At 51.0% G+C, this 16,709-nt stretch carries 18 protein-coding genes and 3 tRNA genes; 20 read left to right on the top strand and 1 reads right to left on the bottom strand.

The features are described 5' to 3' along the window. Nucleotide 1: 1 nt before the first annotated feature. From GN208_RS14460 to cas6f, 12 genes are all read left to right on the top strand, one after another. Nucleotides 2–77, top strand: a tRNA-Gly gene (locus GN208_RS14460). A 1-nt stretch (nt 78) separates the two neighbouring features. Next, nucleotides 79–152: transfer RNA gene (locus GN208_RS14455), tRNA-Cys, on the top strand. A gap of 6 nt (nt 153–158) precedes the next feature. Next, nucleotides 159–245: transfer RNA gene (locus GN208_RS14450), tRNA-Leu, on the top strand. Nucleotides 246–513: 268 nt separating this feature from the next. Next, on the top strand, nt 514–843 hold the full coding sequence (locus GN208_RS14445) for a hypothetical protein (protein ID WP_015422846.1): 330 nt from the start codon (nt 514–516) through the stop codon (nt 841–843). A gap of 169 nt (nt 844–1,012) precedes the next feature. Beyond that, the gene (locus GN208_RS14440) at nt 1,013–1,351 is read left to right on the top strand and encodes a hypothetical protein (protein WP_225806386.1); all 339 of its coding nucleotides are present in this window, start codon (nt 1,013–1,015) and stop codon (nt 1,349–1,351) included. An 852-nt stretch (nt 1,352–2,203) separates the two neighbouring features. Next, on the top strand, nt 2,204–2,587 hold the full coding sequence (locus tag GN208_RS14435; RefSeq protein WP_225903252.1) for a hypothetical protein: 384 nt from the start codon (nt 2,204–2,206) through the stop codon (nt 2,585–2,587). 189 nt (nt 2,588–2,776) lie between these two features. Continuing rightward, a complete protein-coding gene (locus GN208_RS14430) occupies nt 2,777–2,944 on the top strand; it encodes a hypothetical protein (RefSeq protein ID WP_004240708.1) in 168 nt (55 codons plus the stop codon). Between the two features lie 147 nt (nt 2,945–3,091). Continuing rightward, nucleotides 3,092–3,460, top strand: a complete 369-nt coding sequence (locus tag GN208_RS14425) for a DUF305 domain-containing protein (protein ID WP_004904251.1) — start codon at nt 3,092–3,094, stop codon at nt 3,458–3,460. 246 nt (nt 3,461–3,706) lie between these two features. Then, nucleotides 3,707–4,432 carry a type I-F CRISPR-associated protein Csy1 gene (locus GN208_RS14420; protein ID WP_004904254.1) on the top strand — a complete coding sequence of 242 codons (726 nt, stop codon included), beginning with the start codon at nt 3,707–3,709 and terminating at the stop codon, nt 4,430–4,432. Next, nucleotides 4,422–5,243, top strand: a complete 822-nt coding sequence (locus tag GN208_RS14415; RefSeq protein WP_061057495.1) for a type I-F CRISPR-associated protein Csy2 — start codon at nt 4,422–4,424, stop codon at nt 5,241–5,243. Before GN208_RS14420 ends, GN208_RS14415 begins: the two co-directional genes overlap by 11 nt. A gap of 13 nt (nt 5,244–5,256) precedes the next feature. After that, on the top strand, nt 5,257–6,273 hold the full coding sequence (gene csy3, locus GN208_RS14410; RefSeq protein ID WP_004904258.1) for a type I-F CRISPR-associated protein Csy3: 1,017 nt from the start codon (nt 5,257–5,259) through the stop codon (nt 6,271–6,273). 4 nt (nt 6,274–6,277) lie between these two features. Next, nucleotides 6,278–6,835, top strand: coding sequence for a type I-F CRISPR-associated endoribonuclease Cas6/Csy4 (gene cas6f, locus GN208_RS14405; RefSeq protein WP_004904259.1), 558 nt, complete (start codon nt 6,278–6,280; stop codon nt 6,833–6,835). Nucleotides 6,836–6,870: 35 nt separating this feature from the next. Here the strand turns inward: cas6f and GN208_RS14400 are convergent, their stop codons facing one another. Further along, complete coding sequence (locus GN208_RS14400) at nt 6,871–7,200, bottom strand: hypothetical protein (protein WP_004904261.1); 330 nt, start codon at nt 7,198–7,200, stop codon at nt 6,871–6,873. A 226-nt stretch (nt 7,201–7,426) separates the two neighbouring features. On the opposite strand from GN208_RS14400, the gene GN208_RS14395 reads away from it, so the two are divergent. The 8 genes from GN208_RS14395 to GN208_RS14360 are packed head-to-tail and all read left to right on the top strand — an operon-like array spanning nt 7,427 to nt 16,707. Beyond that, complete coding sequence (locus GN208_RS14395; RefSeq protein WP_004904262.1) at nt 7,427–8,146, top strand: hypothetical protein; 720 nt, start codon at nt 7,427–7,429, stop codon at nt 8,144–8,146. Then, nucleotides 8,124–9,677, top strand: a complete 1,554-nt coding sequence (locus GN208_RS14390; RefSeq protein ID WP_225806385.1) for a GH3 auxin-responsive promoter family protein — start codon at nt 8,124–8,126, stop codon at nt 9,675–9,677. Before GN208_RS14395 ends, GN208_RS14390 begins: the two co-directional genes overlap by 23 nt. Continuing rightward, a complete protein-coding gene (locus GN208_RS14385) occupies nt 9,677–11,071 on the top strand; it encodes a radical SAM protein (protein ID WP_004904265.1) in 1,395 nt (464 codons plus the stop codon). The genes GN208_RS14390 and GN208_RS14385 overlap by 1 nt, the downstream gene beginning before the upstream one ends. After that, the gene (locus tag GN208_RS14380) at nt 11,071–12,417 is read left to right on the top strand and encodes a radical SAM protein (protein WP_004904267.1); all 1,347 of its coding nucleotides are present in this window, start codon (nt 11,071–11,073) and stop codon (nt 12,415–12,417) included. The genes GN208_RS14385 and GN208_RS14380 overlap by 1 nt, the downstream gene beginning before the upstream one ends. Continuing rightward, nucleotides 12,414–13,442, top strand: a complete 1,029-nt coding sequence (locus GN208_RS14375) for a hypothetical protein (protein ID WP_004904268.1) — start codon at nt 12,414–12,416, stop codon at nt 13,440–13,442. The genes GN208_RS14380 and GN208_RS14375 overlap by 4 nt, the downstream gene beginning before the upstream one ends. After that, the gene (locus GN208_RS14370) at nt 13,439–14,749 is read left to right on the top strand and encodes a radical SAM protein (RefSeq protein ID WP_015422841.1); all 1,311 of its coding nucleotides are present in this window, start codon (nt 13,439–13,441) and stop codon (nt 14,747–14,749) included. The genes GN208_RS14375 and GN208_RS14370 overlap by 4 nt, the downstream gene beginning before the upstream one ends. Next, a complete protein-coding gene (locus tag GN208_RS14365) occupies nt 14,746–16,089 on the top strand; it encodes a radical SAM protein (protein ID WP_015422840.1) in 1,344 nt (447 codons plus the stop codon). The genes GN208_RS14370 and GN208_RS14365 overlap by 4 nt, the downstream gene beginning before the upstream one ends. A 9-nt stretch (nt 16,090–16,098) precedes the next feature. After that, a complete protein-coding gene (locus tag GN208_RS14360) occupies nt 16,099–16,707 on the top strand; it encodes a phosphatase PAP2 family protein (protein WP_004904274.1) in 609 nt (202 codons plus the stop codon). The last annotated feature ends 2 nt before the right edge of the window (nt 16,708–16,709 follow it).

Genomic DNA, 16,709 nt, shown 5'->3' with positions numbered 1-16,709 from the left:
TGCGGGAATAGCTCAGTTGGTAGAGCACGACCTTGCCAAGGTCGGGGTCGCGAGTTCGAGTCTCGTTTCCCGCTCCAGGGCGCGTTGGCAGAGTGGCCATGCAGCGGATTGCAAATCCGTGTACCTCGGTTCGACTCCGGGACGCGCCTCCATATTCAGCCCAGATGGTGAAATCGGTAGACACAAGGGATTTAAAATCCCTCGGCCGCAAGGCTGTGCGGGTTCAAGTCCCGCTCTGGGCACCATATAAGAATTCATTGATTTATCAGTGAGTTAGCGTTAAAAGAGAGCGACCTTTATGGTCGCTTTTTTTGTGCTTAAAATAACACTTCACTTTTCCCCGCTCATACTCACCGAAATCTCTCTTAAGTACCGGCAGCATCCATATCTCACAGTTTTATAACCCATTCTGATCATCGGCATTTCGCTTAAACACAACCCCCTACCCACGGCGATAGTTTGATGATTAAATGATAACCCGGAATTTTCAGACCAGTAATCAAGAGATAAATCATGCAAAATAAATACATTATGACCATTTTGATTAGTACCTTACTGTCAGGCTGCTCTGCGTTTGATAATAATCACGGGACTAATTGGGGAAGTGGTACTTGCCCGGAGCCATCCACTGATGAGATTGCAGCGTCAGGGCATCTTAAAATCATGGATGGCAGGACACTGAAATGTCAGTTGCGCCCTTATGTCAGTAATATGGCCTGTCAGGGCATTACGGATAGCACGAACGCAGACGGCATGGTTTGTCAGGATGCATCAGGAAAGGGAATGTTATTTATCTTTGATGATAACGGTGTGCTCAAAGGGCATAAGTCGCTGCAGAATTGAACCGGAATGAAGCACAGAAAATACAGAGGTATCAGTTCTCTCATCAGGTCAAATCCTATTCCATATCGCCAATTCTCTTTGCTAATATCACTATAATACTAAAACCACTGATGACCGGGGACAGACACGGAAAGCACCGTTAAGGGATGAACATGAAAAAAGTTTATTTTTGATTTTGGGAATTATGCTGATTGGCGGCTGTCAGGCACCGGCAAATAACAGTGCAACAGACGGGATGTCTGAAAAATGGGGAAACTGCCTTATCCGTTATTCTGCCGGGCAGGCACTGACAACCACTGACAGCAAAAAAACAATTACCGATAACGCGTATAAGAATTGTAAGAAAGAAATGAATGAAGCGGTGGATATGCTGGTTGAGGATATCTCAGCGGGTAGCGCAACTAAAGCAGCCGCCAGAAAAAAGGCGTTTGAGATGATAGAAGAAGGGTACAGACAAGAGATTGTTCCTGAGCTCTATAATGCTATCGATGAAGTCAGAAAATTATAACAGCACAAAAATTACTGTGCTGTTATGACCCCGGATGTAATATCCGGCACCTGAATTCTGCAGGTGCCGGTGTTTTCTGAAATGCCTCAAGGCAGGTGATTTTCTCAGTCAGATTTTTTCTTTCATCACAGGATAATAAATTAACAGTATTATCAGTGAGCAGAGCGGAATGGTAATAACGCAATGCTGTTTGTAAATCCTCACCGGAAGGGGCGCAGCTGCCCGGGGTATTCTTATTATCCGTCAGCATCATAAGATTTGCATCGGTATAATTTATAATCATCTGAGGTGACGGATAACGAAGCATATTCTCAGAAAAGAATTTGATAGCGGATGTGTAATTTTTATTATGCATGGCATCAAATGCCAGATCGTTAAACTCTGAAAACAACGGGTTATCCGGCGTGATCTTTGCCTGTCTGAGGCTGGAAATTACCAATTTTGCATTTGCTGCATCCGGTGGAGAGCGCAGTACAGCCGGACCGGTATCAGCTGAAGCAGAAAGGGAGATGCTCCACAGAAATAACACCGAAAATAACTGTTTCATTATGCAAAAATAGCCTTTTATTGATTGCCTCTTCTTAAGATTAATCAATTAGTGATCTTATGTAAATATCTGGTCCTAAAGTGAAGTGGTTTTATTATTTTTATGCGGGATATACCGGAAAAGGAGAAATGGCAAAGTAAACAAGTGAAAATGAAAATATCATGTGTCTGACTTTAGTCAGTCATGAGTGCATAAATAATATATAATATTTGATGGTGTTTATATTGAAAAACGGAATAACAATACAAAGCCAGAGGTGTATGATGGATAATTCATCACCGGATAATGTTCAGATCCGGGAGTTTGTGGAACGCTTAAAAACGGTGACAGGGTCGCGTTTTTTTCATTATCTGAATGATAAGCAAGTTAAAACCACGTGTCTGATGTGCGGGCATAATGGCAGGCAGGTTATAGATGAAACAAACTATACGACAGCGCAGGACCGGCTGGATAACAAACCTCCGCGTACGTTCGTCACATTTTATTACCACACTCCGGGGATTCCGGCAGACAGTATAAACCATTATTATTATCGTCTTATCTGTGATAACTGTGGTTTTGTTACTCAGCACAGCGCCAGATATGTCATAAACTGGCTGGATGAAGAAGCACTCCGGGAACAGCATCTGTCGGATGCTGAATGGGTAAATATGCCGGAACCGGCTACTGCAGAACCGGACGAAGAATAACTGCACATATAATACCGGGGGATAACGCCCGGTTTTTTCTTTTCTGTATTCCTTTGACTGCGTTTTTAATCACCATCTTCTTGCTTTGCCATCAAAATATTGTGATTTTTAAGAACTTTACTTTGCCTTAGCGGCAAGGTTCAATGTCATACGCAGAATTACCTGCAGGAAAAGGTGAACGGAGGATATATGGAAGATGGTTTAATGGTTATTGCGGGACTGGCGCTTGTTGCCGCAGCTGCAGGTCTGGTAAAGCCTTCTCTTGTGGGGATGAAGAGCCGTGTTGGCGCGGTATTGGGTTATCTTATTATTTTCATTATTTTTTTAGTACCTGCATTAATACTGATGCCCGACTGACAGAATAATATCTGAATTGTTCAGACATTGTGGAGAGAGCTTTATTAAATGTAAATATGGTAAAGTTATTTCTTATCACATTGACCTTTCCCTTAGGGCAACCTTTATGATTAATTCCATCAACCAAATACGAAAAAGGAATTAATCATGAAAAAAACACTTATTCTCACTGCTCTGTTATCCGGCGTTATGACATTCGGTGCCGTGGCAAATCCGGTATTATTAAGTGGTGATATGCATGCTGTTACCACTCCGGTGCAGAAAGAGCTGGGTGATTCTATGATGCGTATGCATGATGATATGGCAAAAACATTATCTGAGCAAAATGCGGATATTGCATTTGCTGAAGGTATGATTGCACATCATAAAGGAGCTGTTGAAATGGCTCAAATTGAACTGAAGTATGGTTCAGATCCGGAAATGCGTAAGTTAGCTCAGGACATTATTGATGCACAGGGACCGGAAATAAAGCAGATGCAGGATTGGCTTAAAAACAATAAGCCAGCAAAGAAATAAATATTTAATAATTACGGCATATCTTTTCGGATATGCCGTTTTTGTATTATTGCTGTTAATTTTATTTATTAAATTCCATTCAGATCGCAAAAAAAACACACCGGTACGTAAAAATCACAATGCTGGTAGACAATCCCCTTTCAAAGACATATTAAATATCCCGTCAGTTGATGAAGATTCATTCAATGCCGGATTGAATTTTCAATATTATTGTCAAATTAAATTATTTTAAGAAAAGGATATTCTATGCCGGACCCGGAAATTACTGCATTTTTTACAAAATATCAGGAGTCAAAAAAAATTCCTGAGTTTTCGCGTCTGCAATGGCTGTCTGATGCGGCAGGACGCGCGGAACAACTGTCATTGACGACACATCCGTTTGCTTTTACACATCCCTGTGCCCGCAGGAATCGCTATGGCAAAGCGGGAGCGATACTGGCGGAGGTTAAAAAGAAAAATGATGGCTTTCTGCGATCCGGTAATGTGGTTGTTCCACAGGATGCTGAGGGTAATGCTGCTGCACTGGAAATATATACGTTTCTGATGCTGAAAATGCAGGATGGAAAAACATTACTGACACATTTGTGTGAGGAAAGTGAAACGGCAAAGAAAATTCTGGGCAGTGAAAACTACCGGAAGTTGCGGGCCAGTTTTTTACGGATATTCTCCGGAGAGGGCGTACCGTCAACAAATTCAAAGATAAAACAGGTTTTTTTCCCCGTGCCGGGTAAAGAATGTAATGCGGGTTATCATTTACTGTCAGTTCTGACACCATCGGGGTTATTATTTGAGTTATACCGCCGGCTTGGTAAATCCGGTATATTCCCGGGTCATCTTGTTGTGATTCATATTGGCGGGTCTAAACCACAAAATATTTCTGCACTTAATATGCAGAATAAAGGGAAAGCCTGTTTATTATTATCTGTCCCGCCGGGAGCCGTCACTACCGGAGGTCGTTACAGTGTCCATTAATTATCTGCTGCTGAAAAATATTCTTATCCGGAATGCCAATGCGTTATCCGGTGCACTGATAGCAGGTTTCCCGGCAGTTACTGCCTGGCTGGGATTTATTCATGCTCTTGAACGAAAAGTGAGGAAACAAGGTTTTCCGTCCGTCAGGTTTAATCACGCTGGTATTATCTGTCACTACTGTCATTTACAACTGTATGCGGAACCCGGAGGGGTAATGTATTCCGCATTAAACAGGCGGAAATCACCGGATAAAAAAGGCAAAACCCCATCACTGGTTGAGGACGTATATTGTCATCTCAATGTTTCACTGCTTATTTGCGGCGGGAATATACAAGATAAAAATAAGGAATTCCTCACTGTGGTATCTGAAACAATAAAAATGCTGAAAATTGCCGGCGGGGATATTACAGATTCCGGTAAACAAGAGACCGGCTCTTTTCCTGACAGTAAACCGCGATGGTGTGAATTGCGGCAATGTATTGCTTCGGGATATGCATTACTGGAGCGGCGGGATGTCATGGTCAATGCAATGAACAGCGGAATGGATGCAATGGAGGCATTACTGAAATATACCACTGCTCCCGGTTCGGTGCTGATCCCGGTCGTCACCGGATATCAGGGGCTTTCCCCGCCGGGAATAGTGAAAAATGCCAGGGCAGAAGGTATACCCCACCGTTTTGCGGAAAGTGTTATTACCTTAGGGGAATTCCGGCCGGTGGATAAATTGCGGGATCCTTCGGATATGTTGTGGCGTTATCACTATTTACCTGACGAGAACCTTTATCTGTGTCAGCAGGGAAAACACGATTAACGGAAAAGAGAAAATGACCGGACTCAGGAATATACCGTCTGTTTTATCATTTTCAAAAAAACTGATCCCCTCTGACGGTATTTTTTCCGGAACATCACAGCATCCGGATTCACGGGTTACTCCGCTGACAATACAGACGAGAACTGTCCGGGGAACATTTGCTTTCCGCCGGAAAAACGGGAGGGGAAATGAAAAAATATCCGGACAGAACATTAATGATCCCAATATTCAGTCTATGGATTACTGCATGCTGGAAGCTGAACAAAATGTAATCATATTTAGCTTCTCACTGAAAATTACCGGTGGGCTGAAATATCCTGCTGCCTGTAATAATGAAATATTCCGTCAGCGCTATCAGGCGGTAATAACGGATTATCTGGAAAGAGAGCATTGCCGTGAGCCTGCGCGGCGATATGCACATAATATTGCCTGCGGACGTTTTTTGTGGCGGAACCTGGTTGGCGCAGAGCATATTGAGGTGGTTGTGGATAATCTCAGCGCGGAAAAAAAACAGCAGTGGGTATTTGATGCACGCAAATACAGCCTTCGTCATTTTGAGCAGACGGATAATATAGCCGGCGACCTGGGGAGACATATTGCCGCAGCACTGAGTTGCGATGATGGTGCATTATTACTGGCTGTTTCAGCCAGAGTGATAACCGGAAAAGGGCAGGAAATTTATCCCAGTTGTGAATTTGTGATGAATAAAAGAAAGGGGGGGAGCAGCCGGATACTCTGCCATATTGACGGCACTGCGGGAATGCATTCACAAAAAATCGGCAATGCTTTGCGCTCAGTGGATACCTGGTATCCGGCCTTTTCTGATTTAACCGCAGGGGCGGGCGTTATCGCGGCCGATCCCTATGGCGCGGTCACACATCTGGGGGCAGTATTCCGTCCGCCGGGGTCAGGGCAGGATTTTTATACACTCTTTGAAAAATGGGTCAGCGGAAAAAAACTCGCTGAACATGAAGAAAATTATGTCGTGGCAGTGTTAATTCGCGGCGGTGTTTTCGGTGGCGGAGGGTAAGCGGATGCGATTTTATCAGACAATCACGATTTTGCCGGATGCACTGATATCGGCAGTATTTCTCCGCCAGCAAATCTGGCGGCAGCTTCACCTGATACTGGCAGAGAATAAAACTGGTGAAAACAGCAGTGCTGTTGCTGTCGCATTTCCGGATTACTGCCGCAAGCCGCAGACACCGGGGAACCGTCTGCGGTTGCTGGCCGGGGATTACCCTTCTCTGGCGGAATTGGGGCTCTCTGTACGGTTAGCTGCTTTTTACCCGTATATCCGGTTAAGCGGGATCTTACCTGTGCCGGAAAAAACGTTACCGGTCAGTTACATCCGTGAGCATGTAAAAGGGTTACGCCGTTCTCAGACTGCGGGTGCCGGGCGGTTATTTATCCCGGAAACGCTGCCGTTTATCTGGACGAAATCGTTGTCAGGAGGCAGACATCACCGGCCATTTCCTTTTTTTATCCGGAAACTGGATGCAAAATCTGCCGCAGAAGGACGGTTTACCTGTTACGGACTGAGTCAAAAGAGGGCTGAAAACGGGAGGGTGGCGACAGTACCTCACTTTTGAGGTGATTTACTGCCATAACGGCAGCTCAGAAATAATTATGATAAAAAAATAATGCACTGCCGGAAATGCCCCCGCACTTCAACAGGCAGGGGCGGGCAGCTTACTGTTGCGGAGGAAAACCGTTTTTTCGGTGCCAGCTCCCATACCACCCGCACCGGAAACTCACCGTATTCTGTCGGTGTGCCGTGCAGAATACCGGTTCTGTCGTTAAAACTCAGGCCGATATTGCGCTGGAAATAAATACCGAGAATGGTTACCGCCCGGCCATCGTCCAGCGTTGCGGTTACCGGTGAACTGAACGATTCGGATAACCTGGCGCGGCCGATTTTGACACGGATTGCCGGTTGTCCGGAAGGCTGAGTCATTGTTGCCTGAGCCTTACTGTCAGGTGAGGGATCTGGTGTAACCGCTGTTTTTCCGGCGGACTCCGGGCTCTTCACCGGCGCTGAAACGGCTTATACAATGTTTTTTCATGATATTAAACAAAGATTCAGGCATCGCTGATTGTTTCTGAAATGAAGGTCGCTAAGATGGGCATTCCACTTAAGGAGAAGCGGCAGTGCGGGTAAATCTACCGGAGGAGACGGCGGAATGTCGTATCGCGCATTTTTTCAGCCTGTAAAAACCCTGACACAGGCACAGCGTCAGGAAATGGCCTCACTCTATTTTATGTATTATACCGGCAGCGACGGTACGCAGTTTTTATCAGATCTCGATCATAAACAGGAAGTTCTGTTTCTGATGTCAGGGGATGAAATGGCCGGGTTCAGTACCCTGCAGTTTTATCCGTTCCGCGGACACCGGATTGTCTATTCCGGCGACACAATTGTGCATCCCGCCCACTGGAAGCAGCAGACGCTGCACGGTGCCTGGCTGCGGCGTATTGCGCTTTTGCGCAGTGAATATCCCGCCGAGCGGGTGTTCTGGTTCCTGCTGGTGAAGGGCGTGCGCACTTACCGGTATATGAGCACGCTGGCACAGACCTTTTATCCGCACTGGAACGGTAATGTCAAAGAGCCGGAACTGGCACGGCTGGCGGCGGAACTGGCAAAAGATAAATTCGGCTCACTCTATAACCCGGCCCGCGGTGTGGTGGAATGCCCGTCGGCGTTTGGCTATCTGAATCGCACAATGGCAACGGTTACTGACGCGCAGCGCAGCAAACCGGATGTTGCCTTTTTCCTGCACAAAAACCCGCACTATGTCTGCGGCCATGAACTGGTCTGTCTGTGTGAAGTCTCCCCTGATAATGTGGCGAAACGTTATCAGTCACTGTTTGAAGAACCCGATGTTGAGTTCTGCTATGGATAATGCCTGGCAGCATTTCCGTGCCGGGATGCCGTCTGTTGCGCCGCAGGGAACTCTGCGCGAAAGACAGTTCCGCTGGTTATCCGCTTGTCTGGCCGCGAATGCGGCGTGTGAATACGGGCAGCGGTATCATTTTTCCGCTGTCACATCTGTGGCGGATTATCAGCAGAACGTCCCTCTGACAACCTATTCTGAGCTCAGCCCTTTTATCACCCGCATGACGGCCGGGGAAGAAAATCTGTTGTGCAGTGCGCCGATCACGGCATTTGAGCTGACCGGCGGCAGCCACAGCGGTGGCAAACTACTGCCTTATACTTCTGCCGGGTTAACCGATTTCCGTCTTGCTGTCACCGGCTGGCTGCGGGATGTGACCCGCCGTTTTGATCTGACCTCCGGCCATGTTTACTGGGCACTCAGCCCGGCAGTAACACGGATGACAAAAACGCCCTGCGGTATTCCGGTCGGCGGTGGTGATGCGCTCTATCTGGGGGCGGAGAATCTGGCGGCATTCAGTGACTTATCGGCTGTGCCGCTGACACTGGCGCAGGTTGAGGATGCGGCAGACTGGCAGTTGCTGACCCTGATCTATCTGCTGCAGTGCCCGGATTTACGTCTGATCTCCGTCTGGAGTCCGGTGTTTTTATTTCCGCTGCTCACGGCTCTTGATACCCGGCAGGCTGAGATTTCCGCCCTGCTGAGCGACGGCGGGGAAATTACCGGGCATTCTCTGAGTGCTGACCCGGCGGCGCTGGTGCGTTACCGGCAGTATCTGCAGGAGCAGAATACCGCACTGCTGTGGCCTCAGCTGGCATTGATCAGCTGCTGGGATCAGGCTGCGTCCGCCTCACCGGCACAGGCGCTGATGACGCGCTTTCCCGGCGTGACACTTCAGGGCAAAGGGCTGCTCTCCACCGAGGCGGTGATCACCGTTCCGTCTGACTGCGGTGACCCGCAATTGAGTGCAGACAGTAATTTCTATGAATTCCGCCGGGATAACGGGCAGATATATTTGGCGGATGAATTGCTGTCCGGTGAAACATACAGTGTGATTGTCACCACGAATAGCGGGCTGTACCGCTATCAGACCGATGATCTGGTTCTGTGTACCGGCCACACGCCGGAAGGGCTGCCGCAGCTGCGTTTTTGCGGGCGAGAGGGTATATGCAGTGATTTGGTCGGGGAAAAACTGACCGAGCCGTTCGTTTGTGCCGGTTTACCGCCATCGCAGAATTTTGCTGTACTGGCAGCGGATGAGCAGGGCTATGTGCTGCTGCTCAGCGATACCTGCACTGAGACACAGGCACAGGCAGATTGTGAGGAAACTGAGCAGTATCTGTGCACCAATCCGCAGTATCACTACGCCCGCCGTATCGGACAGCTTAAACCGCTGACATTCCTCCGCCTGCATCAGCCGGCGGAGCACTATTTTCACCGGCAGCTTCAACGGGGAAAGCGGCTGGGGGAGATTAAAATCCCGGCATTGCTGACCTCGCCTGACTGGCGTGCCATGTTTGAGATCAGGGAGTTTCCGTGATGACACAGACTGTTTATACACCGCAGCGGCCGCTGGATCTGGTGCTGCTTTCGCCGAAAGGGCCGCTGTACCGCAAGCGGGGCGGGATTTTCAAACGCTCGCTGCGTTATCAGCCGCTGACGCTGACCACCCTTTCCGCACTGGTGCCGAAATCCCTGCCGGTTAATATCCGCCTGATTGATGAAAGTATTGAGGAACTGCCGGAGGATTTCACGGCAGATCTGGTGGCGATGACGGTGATCACGGGGAATGCGCCGCGCGCCTATGAACTGGCGGCACAGATGCGGGCGAAAAATATCCCCGTCGTGCTCGGCGGGCCGCATGTCACACTGCTGCCGCAGGAGGCGCTGCAGCACGCCGATACGGTCTGCACCGGCTATTCCGAGCAGAGCTGGCCGCAGCTTATCCGTGATTTTATGGCGGGTAATATGCAGCGTGAATACCGTCAGGGCGCGGATTTCACGCTTGATATCCCGGACTTGCCGTTTCCGGAACGCGAACGGTTTGATGCAAAGCATTTTCTCACCCAGGGGGTTTTTGAAGCGACACGCTCCTGTGCTCACAACTGTGAGTTCTGTGTTGCACCGAGTGCCTGGGGGCGTAAGCAGTTTCAGCATCCGGTGGAGTGGGTGGTTGAAGATATCCACCGTTATGTGGCGCGTACCGGTAAACGGAAAGTAATATTTGTTGATCTGAACCTGGTGTCGGATATCGGTTATGCCAAACGGCTGTTTACCGCACTGATCCCGCTGAATATTCAGTGGTTCGGTTTATCCACCGTGCTGATAGCTCATAACCACGAACTGATGGAGCTGATGGCCCGCAGCGGCTGCAAAGGGCTGCTGCTGGGGCTGGAAACGGTCAGTGATGGCAGCCTGAAAGATGCCGGGAAGAAATTTAACGGCTCGGTGGATTATAAAGAACTGATAGGCGACCTGCACCGGCTGGGAATTGCGATTCAGGGCTGTTTTGTATTCGGTCTGGATCACGACACCACCGATGTGTTTGACCGTACGGTGGATCTGGCTATCGATGCCGGGATTGATTTACCACGTTTCTCAGTGCTGACACCGTTCCCGGGCACGTCGCTGTTTAAGCGCCTTGAGGAAGAACAGCGGATTTTAACCACGGACTGGTCGCTGTATGACGCGCAACATGTGGTATTCCGCCCGGCGCTGATGAGTGCGCATGAGCTGGAACTGGGTCACGAACGCGCCTGGAAAAAAGTGTACCGTTACCGCAGCATCGCGAAGCGGCTGTGGCAGGCGCGTAACTTTAAACCGCTGGCGCTGACGGCAAACCTGGGTTACCGCTTCTATGCGCATCACCTGCATCAGTATTACACCTGTGACTGGCCGGTTGAACACCGTCCGGCGAAGTCGGGCAGCCACTGATGCGGCTGACATTTATTCATCCGGCGATCGGCCACCGGCGCGGCGAAACCTATCTGCGATCCTGGCAGATGGAGCCTCTGCCGGTCGCGGCACTGAAAGGGCTGACACCGGTGGATATTGAAACACGGTTTTACGACGATCGTCTGGAGCTGATCCCGTTTGATGAACCGACAGATCTGATCTCAATTTCAGTTGAAACCTATACCGCGAAGCGGGCCTATCAGATAGCCAGTGAGTACAGAAAGCGCGGTGTGCCGGTGCTGATGGGCGGGTTTCACGCCACGCTGATGCCGGAGGAAGTGAAACGCTTTGCGGATGTCATTATCACCGGAGAGGCGGAATCAGTCTGGGAAACCATGATTGATGATTTACGCCACGGCACACTGCAGCGGGAATATCACGGAACACAGACTGATCTGCGCAGTATCCGTGTTGATCGCAGCCTGTTCGCGGGAAAACGTTATCTGCCGATAGGGCTGGTGGAAACCGGGCGCGGCTGCCGTTTCCACTGTGAATTCTGTGCGGTGCAGTCGTTCTATCAGCAGCGTTACCGGCGGCGCGATCCGGATCATGTGCTGAGGGAACTGGCGGGTCTCAAAGGCACAAAAAATCTGTTTTTCTTTGTGGATGATAATTTCGCGGGCAGCCTGCGGGAAAGCCGCGAGTTTCTGCCGGCACTGGCGAAAGCCGGGATCCGCTGGGTGACCCAGATGAGTATTGATGCCGCACATGATGAGGAATTTGTCCGCGCGCTGTCACAGGCTGGTTGCCGGGGCGTGCTGATTGGCTTTGAATCCCTGAATGAAGCCAATCTGCGGCAGATGAAAAAAGGTTTTAACACCATGAAAGGCGGCTACAGTCAGGCACTGGCTAACCTGCGCCGCCATCATATCGCCGTTTACGGCACATTTGTGTTCGGCTATGACCATGATACCCCGGACTCATTCGGCGAGGCGGTGGCTTACGCCCGCGAACAGAGTATGTATATCGCGGCATTCAACCATATGACGCCGTTTCCGGGAACGCCGCTTTATGCGCGGCTGGCGCAGGAAAACCGCCTGCGCTTTGAGCACTGGTGGCTCGATGATCATTACCGTTACAACGAACTGCCGTTCAGTCCGGCACAGCTGTCTCCGGAGGCAGTAACGCAGGGGTGCCTCTCAGCAAGGAAGGCATTTTACAGTTCACGCTCGATTCTTCAGCGCAGCTGGCGTAACCGGGGCGATTTCTTTATGTTTCGTAACTATTTCCCGATTAACTGGCTGCATCACCGTGAAATCAGCTGCCGCAACGGCTATCCGCTCGGTGATGAGAATTGGCAGGGTAAATTAGCAGAGGTTAAATGATAGAGGTTATTGACGCGACAACGGAGCATATCGCGGATTTACTCAGGCTCCTTGAAGATAATGCCATGCAGGGGGACTGGGAGCTGGTGATGACCCGGCGGCCCGGTTATTTTTCTCCGAGGGATGATTTCGGTGAAGTCTATCCGGCACTGGCAAGAGACGGAGATACCCTGGTCGGCATGTGCCAGCTGAGCATACAGAGCGGCTGGGTTAACGGCGAAGAAGCGCGGATGGGTTATCTCGGCAGTCTGCGTATTGTGCCGAAATACCGTAATCACCTGAAAGTGTTACAGGCCGGATTTTCTTATCTGCGCCAGCTGCCGACACCGGATCACTGTTATACCAGTATTGCGGAGAATAATTTACTGGCCCGGCGCCTGCTGGAGCGGGGCGTGGAAGGACTACCGCTCTACCGTTTTCTGAGCAGCATGAGCACGCTGGCGATCAGCAAAAGCAGAGGCAAAGACAGAGGACTGTGGAAAGTGGTGCCGCCGGAGGATTACACCGATGTCATCCGTTTCTTTGCACAGGAATCCGCTTCCCGTCAGCTGGCACCGGCGCTGAACCTGAAAGCGATGCAGCAAACCGGTATTACGGTGCTCGGCAGTTATCAGAACGGGCAACTGGTGGCCTGCGGTATGCTCTGGGATCAGCGTGCTTTCAAACAGGTTATTGTGGCCGGTTACTCCGGCAGAATGAAAATGCTGCGCCCGCTTTACAACGCTTTTGCCGGAATGACCCGGCGGCCGCAGATGCCGGCGGCGGGGGAAGTGGTTCCGCAGAGTTTCCTGTCATTCCTGGCCTGTACCGATGATACCAAACTGCCTGATCTGATTGAGGAAGCGCTGTTGCACTGCACCACCCCGGTTATGACCGTCGGGCTGCCGCCGGGGCATATCTGCACTAATGATGTGATTAAACGCACCGGGGCATCCGTTTACCGCACCCGGATTTACGGCGTCGATCTGACTGCCGCACCACAGTGGGACGGCCGCATTGTCTGGCCGGAGATAGCGCTGCTGTGAATATCGTGCTGATCTACCCGAACATGGGGGATTACCGCACGAAAGATGCTATGACACCATTGGCGATCGGTATCCTGGCTGCCCTGTCGCCTGGGCACCGGGTCACATTTTATGATGACCGGCTGGATAACATCCCGGAATCACTGCCTGATGCGGATCTGATCGCCATTTCGGTGGAAACGTTCACGGCACAGCGCAGTTATCAGCTGGCTGACCGGTTCCGCCGTCAGGGAAAAACCGTGGTGATGGGCGGCTGCCACGTCACTTTTATGCCGGATGAAGCACTGCAGCATGCGGACAGCGTGCTGCTCGGTGATGCGGAAGGGGCGTGGGAACAGATGCTGGCGGATTGTGAACAGAATGCGCTGAAACCCCGTTACCGGGGCGCGCATGACCGCCCGCTTGCCGGTTACCGTCTTGACCGCACCATTTTTGAGGGTAAACGCTACGTGCCGGTGTCGCTGGTGCAGTTCTCGCGCGGCTGCCGGTTTGCCTGTGATTTTTGCTCTATCCATGCATTTTATCCGGAAGGTGTGCGTACCCGGCCGGTTGATGAGATGCGGGATGAAATTTTATCTCTGCCTGCAAAGCGCTTTCTGATTTTTGTGGATGACAATCTTTTTGCCGGTAAGCGGGCGCTGAATGAGTTGCTGGCGATGCTCACACCGCTGAAACGCCGCTGGGGATGCCAGATAAGTATCGATATCGCCCGTAATGAGGAAATGCTGGATAAACTGGCCGCCGCCGGCTGCTGCTTCGTGCTGATCGGCTTTGAAAGCCTGAATGAAACCACGCTGAGGCGGATGGGAAAATCCCGCAGCCATACGGCGGATGATTATGCTGCCGTACTGGCGGCGCTGTACCGGCGTGGTATCTGTGTCTACGGCACTTTTATTTTCGGCTATGACGAAGACACGCCGGAGACCATCCGCAGCACACTGGCGTTTGCGGAGAGTAACAAACTGGCGATTGCCAATTTTAACCTGCTGATCCCGACCCCCGGCACGGCGTTGTATGCCCGGCTGGAGGCTGAAGGACGGCTGATTTATCCGGCCTGGTGGCTTGACCCGGATTTCCGCTACGGCGAACCGGCTTTCCGGCCGGGCGGAATGAGCACCGCAGAACTGGCTGCCGGATGTTTTTATGCCCGCACCCGCTTTTACCGTTATGCGTCCGTTATCCGGCGTCTGTGCCGTTCCGGCAGCCGGAGCGGTTGGCGCACGCTGCTGGTTGCCTGGCTTTACAATATTGCCTCGCACCGGGATATCGCCCGCAAGCAGGGAAAACGCCCGGGAGAAAAAGAGTGAAACTGATACTGATTAAACCGAATATCGGCCGTCAGGAGCACAGTCTGTATGTGGATGAGGGGCGGATGGAGCCGCTGATGCTCGGTGTTCTCGCCGGTCTGACGCCACCGGATGTGGAAGTGGTGCTGTATGATGATCGGATGGAAGCCATTCCTTATGATGAACCGGCGGATCTGGTCGCTATTACGGTCGAAACGTTTACCGCCCGCCGCGCTTATGAGATTGCGGCGGAATACAGGGCCCGTGATGTGCGGGTGGTGATGGGCGGGATCCACGCCACACTGCTGCCGGAGGAAGTGGCGCAGCATTGTGACAGTATTTTTACCGGTGACGCGGAAACCCGCTGGACAGAGATGATCCGTGATGCGGAGAAAGGCCGCCTGAAGCCACGCTATGATGCTCCTGCCGGAGTCGGCCAGGTCGATCATAATCTGTGCGGCTGTCTGCCGCGCCGGGATATCTTCCGGGGAAAAGGCTATCTGCCGATCAGCCTGATGCAGTTTACCCGCGGCTGTCGCTTCGCCTGCCGTTTCTGTGCGGTCAGCCGTTATTTCGGGCGGCAGCACTATATCCGCCGGATCGATGAAGTGGTGCGGGAGATAGAAACACAGAAACCGAAATTTATCTTTTTTGTTGATGACAATATCGCGTCTGATCACCGCGAGCTGAGTGAGCTGTGCAGTGCGCTGATCCCGCTGAATGTGCGCTGGATAAGCCAGGCAAGCCTGGATATGACCCGTAACCGCCGTCTGATGTCGCTGTTACAGCAGAGCGGCTGCTGGGGTAATGTGATGGGATTTGAATCCATCAACCCGGACAGTCTGCGTGATGCGCGAAAATCGCCGAATATGCGGACATTTTCACAGTATCGTGAGGAAATTTCGGTATTACGGGACTTCGGATTGCAGACCTGGGCGGCGTTTACCCTGGGGTATGACCACGATACGGCAGAAACCGTGGAAGATACCGTGGCATTCGCCCTGAAAAACCGCTTTGCGTTCGCCGCCTATAACATTCTGATGCCGTACCCGAACACACCGCTGTATCAGCAGATGGCGCAGGAAAACCGCCTGCTGTTTGACGGGAAATGGTGGCTGCATCCGGAATACCGTTTTAATCAGGCCGCCTTTCAGCCTGCAAATATGAGCCCGGAAACGCTGACAGAACTGTGCCATGTCGCACGCAGCCGTTTTAACAGTGTGCCGTCGATTATCCGCCGTTTTTCTGATTTGCGTCTGACGCTGCAATCCTTATCGCGTATGGCCACTTTCTGGCGTTATACCCTGTTATTCCGCAAAGAGGTGCATAAAAAACACCGGATGCGTTTTGGTTTAAAATAAGGGGGATGAATGAATACCGATCCGGATTCTTTTTCCCGCCGGGTGATCAGTTATCTGCTGTGGTGTATTCCGGTCAGCGTGGTGTTTTTCACGGTTTACCCGCTGATGAATGCATATACGGCCGGGCGCGACAGCCTGTATGCCCTGTGGTTTCCGGCTGAACTGAATATCCCGTTTGTACCCGGTTTTATCTGGGTGTACTGCTCGTTTTACCTGATTATTCTGATGCCGGTTTTGTTTCTGCCGCGCCGGGAGCACCGGCAACTGGCACTCACCTTTATGGTGATGACATTACTGGGCGGCGTGATCTTTTTTCTGTTTCCGGCACAGCTCGGTTTTGTCCGCCAGGTACCGGAATCGCCGCTGTACCGGACGATGTACACGACACTGTTTGCGCTGGATCATCCGCATAATCTGGTGCCGTCCCTGCATGTGGCCTGGTCGTGCGCGGCGGTGCTGGCCATTATCCGCCATACCGGACGCGGGCTGACACTGTTGTTTCTGTTGTGGCTGGTGCTGATTGTACTGTCTGTGCTGCTGGTTCATCAGCACCATGTGGCGGATGTGGTCACCGGCCTGCTGTTGGCGGTAACGGTTTCATATATGATGAGGAAATAATG

It is taken from the genome of Morganella sp. HSTU-ASny43, assembly GCF_022819185.1.
GTDB lineage: Bacteria > Pseudomonadota > Gammaproteobacteria > Enterobacterales > Enterobacteriaceae > Morganella > Morganella morganii.
Note: the sequence above shows the minus strand (reverse complement) of the source record. Positions and strands in the feature narration are given on the sequence as shown.